This window comes from Vibrio sp. YYF0003 (genome assembly GCF_036350715.1).
Lineage (GTDB): Bacteria > Pseudomonadota > Gammaproteobacteria > Enterobacterales > Vibrionaceae > Vibrio > Vibrio natriegens.
The window spans coordinates 295,712-310,713 of the sequence record NZ_JAZDWA010000001.1 but is presented as its reverse complement, the minus strand read 5'-3'; the positions used below and the strand labels follow the sequence as shown (position 1 = coordinate 310,713).

The window sequence follows — 15,002 nt, the reverse complement described above, 5'->3', positions numbered from 1 at the left end:
TATGAACCTTCTGATTTCTTTATAAAAATCAATCTTATCAATAAAAATCTTTTACTAGCTAATAAGCATTATAAGGACTAGAATCAGATTTCATTCATGTGGTTAATTCATGTGATACATACCCTATTCGACATATAAAAGCCGTCCCATATTTATGAGGCGGCCTTTTGTTTTTGGAGTCAGAAAATGTCAGAAAGCAACCCTATCTATATATCAAATATAGATATTAATAGAATCACAGCTATGCTGGACAAGATGCCAAGTGTCGCTGCTGAGTTAGTAAAACTGGAAGAAGAACTTGATAGAGCAATCGTTGTTGAGCCAGAAGAAATGCCAGACAACGTTGTACGAATGAATTCTACTGTTGAATTTAAGTTCTCTGGTGATGAGAAGGTGTTAACCAGAACACTTGTCTATCCGCAAGACCTAAAAAGCAGCGACGATATTTCAATTTTCGCTCCGGTTGGCAGCGCGTTAATCGGACTAGCTATTGGACAAAAGCTCGACTGGCCAATGCCAAATAAACAAACAAAAACCATTGAGATAGTCAATGTTACCTACCAACCTGAACAAAGTGGTGCCCTAACTCGCTAGCCTCAGTTGTCCCGGTGCAAAGGAAAGGAACTCTAATCACTTTGCACCAGGAGCGCTTATCTTTCCAGCCCACTTTTTCGTGCCAATTTGGCAGCATATTCTAAACTATTCGCTTATATTTCCGCTTAATTCAATGATACCGAATAGAAAACTTTCGATATGTTTCGTATATTGAATGCACCGAAAACCGTCATACCCGGAACATGGAAGAGTACTTAAAACGAATAGAGCAATTGGAAAAAGAGAACGAAGATCTCCGACGTCAAAATGCTCGACTGGAAGAAAAGCTCAACGCCGCACTCGATAACAATGGCCTTTGTTTGTGGGAACAACATATCCCCTCCGGCACATTGACGATATTCAACATGCAGTGGGGTAAGATGTTGGGTTATCAGCCTCACGAACTTACTGCCACGGTCGAAACCTGGAAAAACAATCTGCATCCAGAGGATTACGATCTCGCTGTTGGTGCATTTGAAGATCACCTTGCAGGCAAGACTGATCTCTACCAAGTCGTTCACCGCATGATTCATAAAGACGGGACTGACAGTTGGGTTTCCGACAGAGGCCGGATTGTAGAGTATGCAGATGATGGCTCCCCACTTCGTATGATGGGTACCCACATCGACATTACTAATGAAAAACGCTACGAGCAGCAACTGGCAAAACTTGCTAATAGCGATCCGCTTACCGGGCTACTAAACCGAAGTGCCATAGAAAAATGCTTCAAAGAAAATGCGGACCTTTGCCAATCAATTAAACGCTCTCTCATCTTTTTCGATGTGGATAATTTTAAGACCGTCAACGACGAACTGGGTCACCACGCGGGTGATAGTGTATTGATTAGCATTGCAAACAGTCTCAAAGAGCTCACACCTACTGACGCACAAATTGCTCGGATCGGTGGTGATGAGTTCGTAATCCTATGTAAAGAGTCCTCTCGAAAAGAACTGGGTGAGTTGTGTGACCGACTTTTAACCTGCGTGCCTTCCACCATGCAGTCCATCATAAATCTAGATTATGAAAACGCACTGAACGTTGGATTAAGTATCGGCGTGTGTATTTTCCAGGCAAGTACGGGTAACTTCGAAGAGATATATCAAAAAGCCGATGCTGCCATGTACGAGATAAAGAAGAATGGCAAGAATGGTGTCGCGTTTATCGAGCTCACTTAACTTACTGACAAGTTGAGATAGTCATTACTCGATAATTGCACACCTGCATAAAACAGCAGGTACAAAAAAACCAGTCATAAAGACTGGTTCTAAGAATTTTGGAGGCGCCTCCCGGAGTCGAACCGAGGTCCACGGATTTGCAATCCGCTGCATAGCCACTCTGCCAAGGCGCCTTTCTAAATTGTTTGTTCTCTAAATTGATTAGATGGTGCCCCGGGCCGTGCTTGATGGTCCGACACTCGGCCGGTCAGCTCGACGGTGGGATTTTCAATCCACACATCTTTTTGATGGTGCCCCGGGCCGGACTTGAACCGGCACAGCGCGAACGCCGAGGGATTTTAAATCCCTTGTGTCTACCAATTCCACCACCAGGGCAACGCAATCATGCGATGGCAACACCATCTTCTCTACGACCTTTGCCGTGAGAACGAGGCGTACTTTAACCTATTGAGATTAACCGTCAACAAAAAATTTATCTTTTTTATTCAAGTGATTAAAATGCGATCTTTGCGGCTTAATAGTCAAACAATTCGCACAACGATTAAACATAGTTAAGCAAAGAAATCTGAATGCCTATTCTGAATTTAATCTGCAACCTTCGGATTCCAGCAAATCTGCCATTGATATAACACCTCCGATCTCTTGTTTTAAGAAGTCGCATGCCAAACTGTAAACCAACTGTACACCTGTTCACTCAGTACACCTACTTAATGTGATGTTTTATCTCTACCCTAACTGGTTGAATCAAAAGCATATTTAGAATTTACAATCAAACCATTTCAACAACTGGTTAACAAACTGTTCACCACAATCATTAAAAAACAGTCTTTCATACACCCTATTTCCTTAAATATCAGCCAGTTATGTTTTGGTTTGTTTCTTGCTCTGTAGTGTGCAACTGACAGAAGCTTCGAGTTGTCACTATGTACTAATCATTTTGGAGCATCTGTCTTGGGACGGGGGCACATTAGTTAGTGTGTCCAATGATGCCGGATCCAGTGTTGGCATCATTGGATACTCACATCGCCCTTTTATCAACTTTCAATGAAAAAAGAAGGTAGATGATGGAACATTCAATATATAGCCGACATAAAAGATTGCTCAGCGCCATGCTATTAGGTGCTGCAACACTTTATGGGCCAGGAGCATTTGCTCAAGATCCCGGCGTACAGGATTCATGTATGGAGGATCTATATGGTAAAAATTTAAACTGTACCGCGAACGACATTAATATTGCAGAAGCTACAAATATTGTGGTTACAGAAATAGATGGCCAACCTGTTGACCCTGATACAACCGTCTGTGTAGCCGGTAAGGATGTTACTTTTGAAGCAGACTTTAACGTGGTTTCTACCGCAAGTGACCGTTATGACGTCGGATTGTATTTCCAGAGAAATGGAGCGCCGGATGCACTTAACGGGAGTTGTAATATTTATACATTAAGTGGTGAATATTCGACTAACGCGAATAATACCGATGGAGACTCATGTTGGGACGTAGAACAAGCACAAGTAGTTGTTCACTCAACAACAATTACTACACTTTGTCAAGATTCCGACGGTGATGGACAACTCAACCTGCCAAACTGTGTGAGCTGGCGTCAACCGGGTCAAAATGAAGTGTGTAATGACCCAACTGATGCAACTCCGGGTGCCCCATCAAAATGTAATTGTGATGATGACTATAATATTCCAATCTTTATTCAGCCAGATCCGCCAGTTACAGAAAAATCTGTAACTCCTTTAACAGGTTTAGAACCGTATCAAGAGTTCCTTTACACCATTACTATCACCCCTGCTGCTAGCACAGGTAGTTTGGTGAAAGTAACTTATATCGAAGATGAGGTATCATCGAGCACCAATGGTGATGCTCCACAAACCTTCGTGCTGAATGGTGGTTCAGGGGTTAATGATGTAGGTGTTACTAAAGGCAAATACACACTATTGAGCAGTGGGTTATTAAACGCCTGTGAAGCAGTAACGCTGCCTTACATCATTCCACCAGAATCTGTTGGTCTTGAATGTACGTATAAAATTCGGATTGATGACGAAGATTTACCAAACGCCCCTGATCCGGAACTATTTGAAAACTACGTTCGTTCAACCATCGTTGATGAATACGACGATCCAGTAGGGGACAACACATGTGTTACACCTAGTAGTGTGGCAACACCAAATCCAAACTGTAGTAACGAGGTCGTTGTAGAGCTTAACAACGTACTACCGACTATTTCTGTTACAAAATCGGCTAATCCAACTACAGTAGTGGAAAGTATTACGGGTGAGCCTGTTGAATATACCGTCGTCATAACGAATACATCTTCAGTGGATGCAGTTACAATAACATCGATTACTGATGACCAATACAATGTAGCCGTTGAGGCTGCTGCATGTCTGGGTGAAGTATTGGGTCTTGGTGAGACTTGTCAATTTAGTTATACAAGAGATGTCATTGGTAACCTTGGTGATGCACCATTTGTCAACAATGTAACCGCCGAAGCTTTTGACAATGAAAACAGCTCCGACGACGATACTGGTCAAGCTAGTGTCTCCTTCAGTAATAGCCCAGGTGATATTGACCTAGTTAAAACTCCTAACGCATTAGATGAGCCTCCATATTCAGTAACCGAGTCTGGTGCTGATGTAGACTTTACGTTTGAAATTACCAATACATCACCTGTGGATAGTATTACTCTAACAGAGTTGGTTGACGACGAGCTAGGTGTGCTATTTGATGAGTTTGGCTATAAAGGCGACTGTGACTTCTACGGTGACCTCTTAGCTCCTGGAGATACTAGATTCTGTACAGTCACTGAATTCCTATCTGGTGAACCTTCTACACCTCATATGAATACGGCTATGGTAACGGGTGAAACAGATGATGCGATACCTGAAATACTAACAGACACAGACAATGGTAAAGTTGTATTTATCGATGAGCCAGCTGATGTCAACCTAGCTGTAGATCTTGAAATTACTGTGTTCTTGGATATTGCAAACGCGTCTAACTATGAGCCAGTTAACTTGAACTCCGTCAAACTTGGTGGGGCAAATGTTGTAACTGGACTAGCTACTGCAAACTATGAAATCATCGCAAACAACTGTTTCGCTGATTCTATTGCACCTAGCGGTACATTATCATGTTCATTTACCGTTGATATCCTAACGTTTGCCGGATTAAGCGATCTCGGAACTGCGCTACAAATTTCGGTAACAGACGGAGATGGAGGTGTAGCAGCCGAACCAACTGTTACGGTCAAAGCACAGTTAGCAGAGAGTCTTTAAATTGAAGGTAATACAATAAGGATATGACATTACTTCATATATAACGAGAAGGTGCAATGGTTTAACCATTGCACCTTTTTATTTTTAACGGGACAAGATCTTACGAAGGTTATTTTTTACCTTTTCCCTTATTGCTTTCTGTTCCAGAAGAACTCGTCATACCAATATTCACTGACGCTGACGCAGTTAGATCACCATCACTGATGGTATAACTAAAACTGTCACTACCTTTAAAGTTTTTCGCTGGTGTATAAATCAACTGACCGTCACCTGAAATTTGAACTGTACCCTTAGCGCCTTGTGTTACAGAGATAACCGTTAAGATGTCCCCTTCTGGATCACTGTCATTTACTAGTACATTGATAACCACTGGGTCTTTCGCTGCCAGCGTAATTGTGTCATCCAAAGCTATAGGCGCGCTATTTGGTTCAACCAAAGCGGCAATCACAACGCTCTCCATCTCACTAGTACTCAAGCTTGAATCTAGCGAATGTTGCACAGAGATCGTTACATTGTAACTGCCATCTGATGCATCTGAACTAGCTACTGTGTCTAGTGTTACCGATTTACTTTCACCAGGACCCAAAGTGACTGTTCCATTATCTCCATTCCAACCATTAGGAACGCTTAGCGCTACATTGAAAAGAGTAGAATCGCAATTCACACTATCCTGGTTGGTTACTGTCGCTGTGTAACTGATTGTACTACCCGGCTCAAGTTCACCACTTTGCTTTGGAACCACGGTCAATAGCGGAGTCCCCATCTCGCATACTTCAACTGGAGTTTCAACTAAATAACTCGAAGTTGTACTAGTGAAGTAACTGCTATCAACACTATTAAAGGCGTTGAAAGTAATCGTATAAGTACCATCCGTTGCTAATTCGTCCGAAGTGACATCAAGCGTTACCGTATCGCTCGCACCCGGCGCTAAATCGATAGTGGCTTCCGTTGTTGTCCAACCTGCTGGAGCTTCCGCTTCAATTAAGAAATTAGAAGATGAACAGCTATCACTATCGTTATTGGTCACAGATACCGTGTAGCTCTTCAGGCTACCAGGAACCATAGCGGTACTCTGGTTAGAAGTAACAGAAATAGTTGGCTCAAGCTGAGTACACGTCGGCTCTGCAAAACTAACATGAACGCTTGCACCACTGCTGTCTGCCCACTCAGTAGTGATTGTGATGCCTGCATCTGCGTCGGTATAGCTAGAACCTACAGATAATGCTGAGTCGTTCCAATCTGTAATTTGGCTTGCAGGCGTTAGGTCGATAAGTTGGCTACTGTTCATATCAGACTCTGTACCTAATCGCATTGTTACACCGGATGTAAGTGCTGGGTAACTGCCAAGATAGCTATCAAAGCCTGTAGGCTGACGGTACTCAAGATAATACCAAAGTTTTTGACCACTCGTCGCGTCAACGCCACGTTGGATTTTAACCGCTTTGGCTTCACCTGCTGGCGTAACTTCATAAGGCTCAAGCACGTAGCTGCCATCTGTCGTTGCTTCAACAATTTTACCAGCGATTGACGATGAGTCTGTAGAGAACCAACCTAAGCTGTCTTTATTAAAGGCATTGAAATGGCCAGTAAACCCAGGTGTTCCCATAATTTCTAGACTGTCACCATATTCAATCGTATAGCAATCTCCATTAATGACATCCACGCCACATTCAAGCTTTTTAGCGTGATGTAAACCTAAGTTATGCCCTAATTCGTGCGCAACCGTTCTTAAAGTCAAAGAACCATTTACCCAAGTTCTAGATGGCGTGCCTCCAACCGTGCCTTTTCCTGTCCATCCACAATCTGAAATTTGCGGGAATACAAACACTAAACGACTGTAACTATCTATATCCAAGTTGTTAGAAGCCGCAATTTCTTTAGTGGCTGTATAGATTTGAGCGGTATCACAGACAGAATTAATAGGTAATGTGTAATAGCCTTGCACATCACCAGCGAACCAAGTCTGGTCGTTAGAGTTCTCTCTGTAAAAATCATTAACAGATCCAAAGACTAAGTCGGTCACTTCTTCGACCGTCCAAGGTTCTTGTACATCATCTTGGAAATTTACCAGCATGACCAAAGTCGCCTGTTCGCCAAGCGTGTTAGGTAATGTTGATGTAGTGGTGCTTACTGTTGTGGTCGAAACACTACTTCCATCCGCCATTATAGTGAGACTTTGCTGAGAATCTTCAAGCATTAATAACTCAGAATTTTCACCTATCTCTTCAAATTTCCACCCTTTGGCACGCACTTTCAAACCAGATTGCAGTGACTTTACATTTGCATGGTTTGAGATATGCAGCTCTACACTTCCATCGGCTGTTTTAAGTACATGATGTAAACGACTCTTGCTGTGATCTTCATAGTCTTCGTAAAAGACTTCAAGCTCACCTTCAAGCACTTGTTCTTGCTCTAGAAGTTTCTTAACTTCCTTTGGCATACCTTGTTGCTCTTCGGTGGTAATCGCAACACTAGCCACAGATGCTGGAGATGATTTTACTAGTTCAGTTAACAGTTGCTGACGCTCTTCTGCTAGTGAAATCATCTTATTTAGATAGTTACTTTTTTCGCTTTTTGTAGCGTTTTGGTAGGCAGCCATCGCATTCATCAATGCTTTGGTATTTGCTTGAGCATTTTGACGCTTCTCTGACGCGATATTTTGTCCATAGCTATGATGGTGATTTGCATCTAAACCGATACCATAAGTATCGTCCTGAGATACAGCCGATGCATTGAACAAAAGTGCAGAAGCCCCAAACAGGGTTGTTATGGAAAACTTAAAAGCATTAGTAGCCAATATTTTTGAGTTATAGAGGATATTAAACATACGTAAAATTTTCAGGTCCGTTTCGTTTTGGAAGTTAAATTTCATCCCAGCGTAAAATGACAGCCACACAATGGCCGCCGGATCATTAGCCAGCAAGCAATGTTTTTTTTGCATATATTTAGTTTTCTTTAAGTAAAGAAAACCATTAGAGACGAGCAGTTCCCACAATCGTTGAATACAACAAAATCGTGTAATGATTAACGGTAAGCTCTAGGTGATAATAATAGGATCTTGAAATTTAAATTCAAAACAACCAATAAATACGTCATTCAATATTGATGATTGGAATATAATAAATCACATTATTATCGCACCAAAGGTGTCATTGTATAATATTTATACCACTAGCCTAGTATCCCCCACTGACATTTAAAATAGTATTTATGCACTTCTTAGAAGGTCAAAATACTAGCAAATACATAGATTAAATTTCAACCATATTGATAATAAAAACAATAAATTTTGAATAATTTCATTAAAATCATGAATGTAGGAAAACATTACGATTGTTAAAATGTTTACTCTAATAATATGAAATAAGAATAATATTAGAACTTCAGTTCTCTATTATTTACACTTTATCACTATCTATATTAATGACTTGTCATACTCATGACCTTTATCTAACTAAATAATGACAAATTATATTTCACACCATAATTTAACATAATAATTACATTTTGTTATCAATTAAGACAATTTAATGAAAAGTTTGCATATCGTATAGAAATAGTTCCAAGCGGATTATCTGGCCTTTTTATAACGGGAATATTTTCTCTTTTTGTGATTTAAATATAGTTTCTATATATTAAAAAAGGCAGCCAATTCGGCTGCCTTTTTTATTCATCTATTTTTTATTCTTCGGGTTTATTCTTTTCTTTCTCTAGCTCATTAAGTATCGATTCAAAAGCGGGATAGCGCTGAGCGCCCACTACGATTTGAGGTTCGATAAGTTCACCATTTTCTACCCGACCAATAAGAAAGCTTGGAGTACCTCTCACACCGAGTGATTTACCCAGAGTTAAATCCCCTTCAACTTTATCTGCCACCGATTGATCTTTTAAACAGTCAGTAAACGCTTGCATGTCTAAAGATAAATCTGTTGCGGCTTTTTGATAGAACTCATCACCTAGCTGTTTTGCGTTGGTGTATAACATATCTCGCATTGGCCAGTAGGAATCTTGTTTAAAACTGCATGTCGCAGCAATGGCGGCTGGCATGGCTTGGGGATGAAAGTTGAGAGGAAAATCGCGCGCGACGTACTGCACTTTTCCTGTATCGATGAAGTTTTCCTTTATCTGTTTAAACGCATTATCGGTAAAACGTTTGCAATAAGGGCATTGGAAGTCTGAGAACTCAATGATAGCAATTTTTGCTTCTGTACTTCCCAAAACTGGAAGGTTACCATCGTCAGTAAAGTTAGGTTGATTAGGTAGTATTAGTGGCTCTTTCTTTGGCGGTTTGAATGCCAACTCTTTCATATCTTTTACTTCACTTTCAATCTTACCGACTGACTCGGAAAGTTGACTTATCTCCTGTTTAAGTGACTCTATTTCAGATTTCAACTGATCCGTATCTTCTGACTGACAGCCAGAAATTAATGGCAGTAAAACGAACGGAGCTGCCAATCTCACTATGTGCCTTAACATGCTATGCCCCCACTATAAAACAGTGTCGATACGACCTGCTCGTACCTTGCTCTGCAAAAATGAAAGTTGTTCCGTTCCCAGATGTTGAAGATAAGTTGTTTACACCTCACTAGTGTTACATTTATCAGTAATGAATTTTAGATACGACTTTGTCGAGGAATCTCATTACTAGTAATGACCCTAGATGCATAAATAAATTTACAACTTATTATTAAACAGTCACTTCTTTCAATTTGTTAAAAAGTATTGTCAACGTGTAAACATAAGTCAATTTACGTAGTAAGGTTAATTGGCTTATAACGATAAATATGGCTTTTAAATCAGAGTTATACCTCATTAGTACCATAAATAAGATTTGTACCTATTAATCTAGTCATTACATGTGCCACTTTAATAAAATCTAAAAGAATTAATAATCCGGATTACTAGTGGCAATCTCAATTAACAGTTGACTAACTGATAAACCAACATCATATTTCGAACATTTATTGTCTACTGCTTTGATTTAAATCAACTTCTTCTCCGAAGTAAAAAATAAAACCCACTTTTCAACTAACATTAATTATAGAGATTGGTAATTTTACGTTTAACACATGAATTATATCGAATTTTCTGTTTGGTCCGTCACTTTTTATTTATACATGAAATATAGGGAGGATCTATTATGACATTGCGTAATAAAGAACTTACCCTCTTAGTCATCGCGTGCTTAGTATTCTTAGTTTGTATTACACTTGGCCGTTAGATAGATTAGTAGCGCTGAAAGAGCACCTGTCGTGTGCTAACTTAACGTAATCATTTTTAAGCTTTTGTGCTCTTTCAGTTTTCTCAAGTTGCCGTATAAGCTACTAACGCCAAGAATAGTACTCAGGATGCTCGCCCAAACACCTTTCAAGATAAAACCATAAGGCTTAAGACAATCCCCTATCGCTTGTGACAATGGCCCCAAACCTTCTATACGCATCATGAGATGTTATGAACAATACCCTCCCGATTAATATGGTAAATGAACATCATGCTGTGCTAATGTAGCAACTTATGATCGATCGCCTCCAGAACACTACTACTCCAATAGATATGACAAAACTGCAAACTCGGACATTCTTACCGGCTAGGTCATTGATGCGCACTATTACCTGGCTACTATTCGTGATGGTGGTTTCTGTGTTTGGTTGTCTTGTCTACTTCTTAAACTCGTTAGATAGCCTTGCAGCCGATGAATTGTCCCATAGAGTCCAGTTAGCTTTGCAACTTGAGAAGCGTAACGCCAGAGACTCTCTAGAGGAATATTCTTTTTGGGATGAGGCATACCAAAAAATAGAGGTTGAGCGTGACTTGGCTTGGGTCGCAAAAAATTCAGGCGATTATCTCATGGATAAGCATGACTTTGATTTCAGTGTTGCCATTACTCGCGGGGATCAAGAAGTCTACCTAATTAAAAGCGGCGATGCTAAAACCATCAACTATAACGATTTAAAGCAGCCGCTTCTTGAGATGATGGCTGTCTCCAAGCAGCTGAATACTGATAAAAAGCTCACCAACGGCTTGTTCCGTATTGGCCAAGATGTGTATCACATCGTTGGCGGACCTTTTATCAGTGAGCAGAATAAACAAGCGCGCGAAGGGACGTATCTAGCGTTAGGAAAACGTATTGATACCGGTTACCTCAGTGAACTTGAAAGCGACTATCAACTTTTCGGGCTCGATTTAAACAACAGCGCAGATGGGCTTGTCAGTTACAAGACGCTTTACTCGCCTTCCGGTCAGGTAGTTGCTTACCTATCTTGGAAACCTCACGTTCCTAGTAAGGCGATCATCCCAACAATCACACTCATAACGATTTTGTTTGCCTTCCTTATTACCGCAGTGACGATGTATATCTTGAAGAAAGAGCAAGTCAGTCGAGAAGAGTATGAAGGCCAGTTGTTCGAGGAAGCAACGACTGACTCTTTAACCAAAGTGAAAAATAGACGCTATTTTATGATGATGGGTGTCAATGAGTTTAATACCTGCAATCTATTAGAAGAAAAGCGGCTTTCCGTTTTGGTTTTGGATATCGACTACTTTAAAAGTATCAATGACAAGTTTGGGCATAGTGTTGGCGATAAAGCGTTGACGCATTTTACTCAAGTGTGTCGAACTGGATTAAGAAAAGCCGATATCTTGGGTCGAATAGGTGGCGAAGAATTTGCCATTATTTTACCTCTAACAGATGCTAAAAAAGCAAAAGAAATTGCGAACAGAATTCGCGTGCTAATTGAGAAGAGCCCCTGTGTTTCTCATGGTAAGTTGATCAATTTAACCGTTAGTATTGGCATCGCAGCCTTTAATCAGCAAGACAACTTTGAAGCTATGCTTGAGGAAGCTGACAAAGCGTTGTACAACGCGAAACATCAGGGTAGAAACCAAGTCATTATTTATCATGACTATACGCAAGAGCTAGGGTAAAGCACGAGCATAGTAAGTAGGCAAGCTTTTCGCCTCGTCCGCCTCCCCAATCTCGAAGAATTGAGTATTTAGGTATACCATTAACTATCTAAAGCGTCTGCGTTTGGGAGTTTCTGACTATGTCTAAAAGGCCACCGTCTCGTTTGCCGTTATATTCTGATTCTGATCTTAACTTTATCCTTCCTAATTTTCTTATCAGCGAATTTTTCTATGCGAGATCCTTAGAAAAAGACGTCATCCTTGGCCAAGACCCAGAGTTTAACCATCAATACCGTGTCACGTTGAGACGAATGCGTTCACTAAGTCTTTTGTTAAAAGAACTCTTACCGCAATTTGAACGAAAGCTACTCAAGCCAAGCTTAAAACTAGTAATGAAAAAAACCAACTTGTTACGTGATCTAGATGTATTCATCATGGATAAAACACGCTATGTCAACATGATCCCAGAGCATAAGGTATCATTAGAGCGTATGTTTACCATCATAGAAGACTACCAATTTGAAGAGCAGCAGCACGTAGCAGATTGGTTAACAAGTAGAAGGTACCTTAGTACATCAATTTTGATTGAAAATAGCCTACGCCGCGCTTTACGCAGCGAAGGTCAATCCGATCACATTGTTCCGCTAAGTTTTGCAAACAATAAGATCGTGACCCAGTTTCGCCGAGTGAGTAAGTCGATCACCAAGATTTCTGACACAAGTGAGGATAGCGATATTCACGCATTGAGAATCAAATGCAAATCGCTTCGCTACCTCCTTGAATGCTTTTCTGCGCTCTATTCAAAAGAACAGCATAAAGATAACGTTAAACAACTTAAGTTACTGCAAGATAAACTCGGAAACTTTAACGATACCTCCACACAAATCGCTTTTTTCTCTCGCCTGAGAACGACTTCAGCCAAACAAAAAGAAGACAGAAAAGCACTGAAAGCGCTGATCAAACAGATAGAAAACCAACACAAACAAACTCGCCAGACTATCGTGAGTGATGTAAAACGGTTTCATCAATTCCTTCAGGAATCATCCGCTTTGGATTTGTATCGAGTTTGAACAAGCATCGTTCAATAACACTCGTTTCTCTGTAACAGGGCTTTTCACGTATTCTTCATAAACTCACTCTAAAGTATTGAGCTGGGCAAGAATAAGAACGATAACGTGAAACCACTAAAACGATACCAATACGAACGTTACGCCGTGTTATGTAATCTGGCTTATCCTCGCGTTTTTAAACAAACTCGTTACGGATTTGATCCTAACGGTCAGAGAGTCATTAAAAACGAGCACGGAAAAATCATGATTCGTGTCCTCTGGAGTAAAAAGAGCGAAGAGGTCGTTGTGGTAATCAAAGGTTCTCATAGCCTTTCTGATTGGTTACTAAACTTCGCAATGTGGACCAAAAGTTGTCGTCAATTAGGCCTGAAATATCGTATCCACGCTGGCTTCTACCACCTGTTATTCCAAGAAAGTATGCCAAGCAGAAATGAAGACAAGCTAGGTTTGAGTGTAATTGAGCGGTTAGAAGACACCGTTGTCCCTCTGATCTTGCAAGGCAAACGCATTACCATTACTGGGCATTCTTCTGGTGGTGCAATCGGCAGCGTTTTTGCTGATTATATCGAGAGCAAATATCCCAAAAGTATCAAACGCGTCGTGACATTTGGCCAACCTGCTATTGGTGACTGGACATTCAAGAAACGATATCAGTTGGGACACAAAACCTATCGAATCTGTTGTGATATCGATATTGTCACTTTCATGCCACCCGTTCCCTTTCTGTACTGGCACGTTGGCAAAATGCTTTGGTTATATAACGGCAGAATTTACGAAAATACGCCGACCATGATTCGATTAGGGCGCTCATTGATAAGTTGGCTATTACGCCCCTTCTCTTATCATTTGATGAGCAAGTATATCCGTAATAAGGACTTCTTTGACGAAAGGTGAAAGGCCTGAAAAAAGCCGAACTCAATCGGCTTATCGGTAGTATCTGAATTACAAAGATGCGATTTCTTTATCCAATTGATATTTACTGTCAGTGACGATTTTCTCTAATACTTCAACGCGCTGTTTTAATTCCATGACTTGCTTTTTGAGATTGTCCTGGTCTTCTTGGCTCATGGCATTACGCTCAGAGACCTCTAGCGCTCTCAATTCCTTTTTATGGTTCAAGATAAGTTTGACTATCCCGCCGCCAAACAAAGAACCGAACACAATAGCAACCACCAATACATCAGCAACAGATTCCATTCTTTTATTCCTCTAACTTTTGCTTAGATAAAGGTTACTCATTAACCCAATAAATATCAAACAACCCATTGATTAAACTTATAGTTTTAAAGAAAACTGCGTGTGTAATAGTATAATTACCCAGATTGTTTATCGCGTCATGCTAAGAAGAGTAAGAATAGAAAAGTTTTTGGAGAATTCAAAACGACGAAAGCCAGTCCTGAGACTGGCTTTCTAAATAATGGAGGCGCCTCCCGGAGTCGAACCGAGGTCCACGGATTTGCAATCCGCTGCATAGCCACTCTGCCAAGGCGCCTTTCTAAATTGTTTGTTCTCTAAATTGATTAGATGGTGCCCCGGGCCGTGCTTGATGGTCCGACACTCGGCCGGTCAGCTCGACGGTGGGATTTTCAATCCACACATCTTTTTGATGGTGCCCCGGGCCGGACTTGAACCGGCACAGCGCGAACGCCGAGGGATTTTAAATCCCTTGTGTCTACCAATTCCACCACCAGGGCACACAAATATACTTTGTGATGCCTTTACAGAAAAGTAAAACACCATCTGATACCGCTTAACGCCATATCTTTAAATTTTTGGAGCGACACACGAGGTTCGAACTCGTGACCTCAACCTTGGCAAGGTTGCGCTCTACCAACTGAGCTAGTGTCGCCTTGTTCTTTCAGGGCTTTGCCGTGAGAACGAGGCGTACTTTAACGGAATAATTTATCTGGTCAACAATAAATTTTATCTTTTTGATTTAAGTGCTTAAAAAGCGATCCGACCGGTATAAACCGCGC

General features: G+C 40.8%; 9 protein-coding genes and 5 tRNA genes. 6 read left to right on the top strand and 8 right to left on the bottom strand.

All coding sequences use genetic code 11. The features are described from left to right. Window positions 1–186: 186 nt before the first annotated feature. Both rnk and V1U08_RS01395 read left to right on the top strand, forming a co-directional pair. A complete protein-coding gene (gene rnk / locus V1U08_RS01400) occupies window positions 187–594 on the top strand; it encodes a nucleoside diphosphate kinase regulator (protein ID WP_014234174.1) in 408 nt (135 codons plus the stop codon). Window positions 595–797: 203 nt separating this feature from the next. After that, complete coding sequence (locus V1U08_RS01395) at window positions 798–1,769, top strand: sensor domain-containing diguanylate cyclase (protein ID WP_330469706.1); 972 nt, start codon at window positions 798–800, stop codon at window positions 1,767–1,769. Window positions 1,770–1,868: 99 nt separating this feature from the next. Here the strand turns inward: V1U08_RS01395 and V1U08_RS01390 are convergent. Continuing rightward, window positions 1,869–1,942: transfer RNA gene (locus V1U08_RS01390), tRNA-Cys, on the bottom strand. A 115-nt stretch (window positions 1,943–2,057) separates the two neighbouring features. Beyond that, window positions 2,058–2,144, bottom strand: a tRNA-Leu gene (locus V1U08_RS01385). Window positions 2,145–3,022: 878 nt separating this feature from the next. Between V1U08_RS01385 and V1U08_RS01380 the strand changes: the two genes are divergently transcribed. Continuing rightward, window positions 3,023–5,053, top strand: a complete 2,031-nt coding sequence (locus V1U08_RS01380; RefSeq protein WP_330469705.1) for a hypothetical protein — start codon at window positions 3,023–3,025, stop codon at window positions 5,051–5,053. Window positions 5,054–5,162: 109 nt separating this feature from the next. Here the strand turns inward: V1U08_RS01380 and V1U08_RS01375 are convergent, their stop codons facing one another. Further along, window positions 5,163–7,994 (bottom strand): Ig-like domain-containing protein, encoded by a 2,832-nt coding sequence (locus tag V1U08_RS01375; RefSeq protein WP_330469704.1) that lies wholly within the window; start codon window positions 7,992–7,994, stop codon window positions 5,163–5,165. A gap of 740 nt (window positions 7,995–8,734) precedes the next feature. Continuing rightward, window positions 8,735–9,529 (bottom strand): thioredoxin domain-containing protein, encoded by a 795-nt coding sequence (locus tag V1U08_RS01370; RefSeq protein WP_329353267.1) that lies wholly within the window; start codon window positions 9,527–9,529, stop codon window positions 8,735–8,737. Between the two features lie 1,122 nt (window positions 9,530–10,651). Between V1U08_RS01370 and V1U08_RS01365 the strand changes: the two genes are divergently transcribed. From V1U08_RS01365 to V1U08_RS01355, 3 genes are all read left to right on the top strand, one after another. Continuing rightward, complete coding sequence (locus tag V1U08_RS01365) at window positions 10,652–11,977, top strand: sensor domain-containing diguanylate cyclase (protein ID WP_330469703.1); 1,326 nt, start codon at window positions 10,652–10,654, stop codon at window positions 11,975–11,977. A 119-nt stretch (window positions 11,978–12,096) separates the two neighbouring features. Continuing rightward, the gene (locus V1U08_RS01360) at window positions 12,097–13,026 is read left to right on the top strand and encodes a CHAD domain-containing protein (RefSeq protein ID WP_330469702.1); all 930 of its coding nucleotides are present in this window, start codon (window positions 12,097–12,099) and stop codon (window positions 13,024–13,026) included. Window positions 13,027–13,131: 105 nt separating this feature from the next. Further along, entirely contained in the window at window positions 13,132–13,920 is a 789-nt protein-coding gene (locus V1U08_RS01355) for a lipase family protein (protein WP_329353261.1), read from the top strand. 48 nt (window positions 13,921–13,968) lie between these two features. On the opposite strand, the gene V1U08_RS01350 is transcribed toward V1U08_RS01355, so the two are convergent. The 4 genes from V1U08_RS01350 to V1U08_RS01335 form a co-directional block, all read right to left on the bottom strand. Then, window positions 13,969–14,223, bottom strand: a complete 255-nt coding sequence (locus tag V1U08_RS01350) for a nitrite reductase (protein ID WP_329353259.1) — start codon at window positions 14,221–14,223, stop codon at window positions 13,969–13,971. Between the two features lie 221 nt (window positions 14,224–14,444). After that, window positions 14,445–14,518: transfer RNA gene (locus V1U08_RS01345), tRNA-Cys, on the bottom strand. Window positions 14,519–14,633: 115 nt separating this feature from the next. Beyond that, window positions 14,634–14,720, bottom strand: a tRNA-Leu gene (locus V1U08_RS01340). 79 nt (window positions 14,721–14,799) lie between these two features. Next, window positions 14,800–14,875: transfer RNA gene (locus tag V1U08_RS01335), tRNA-Gly, on the bottom strand. Window positions 14,876–15,002 lie beyond the last annotated feature (127 nt).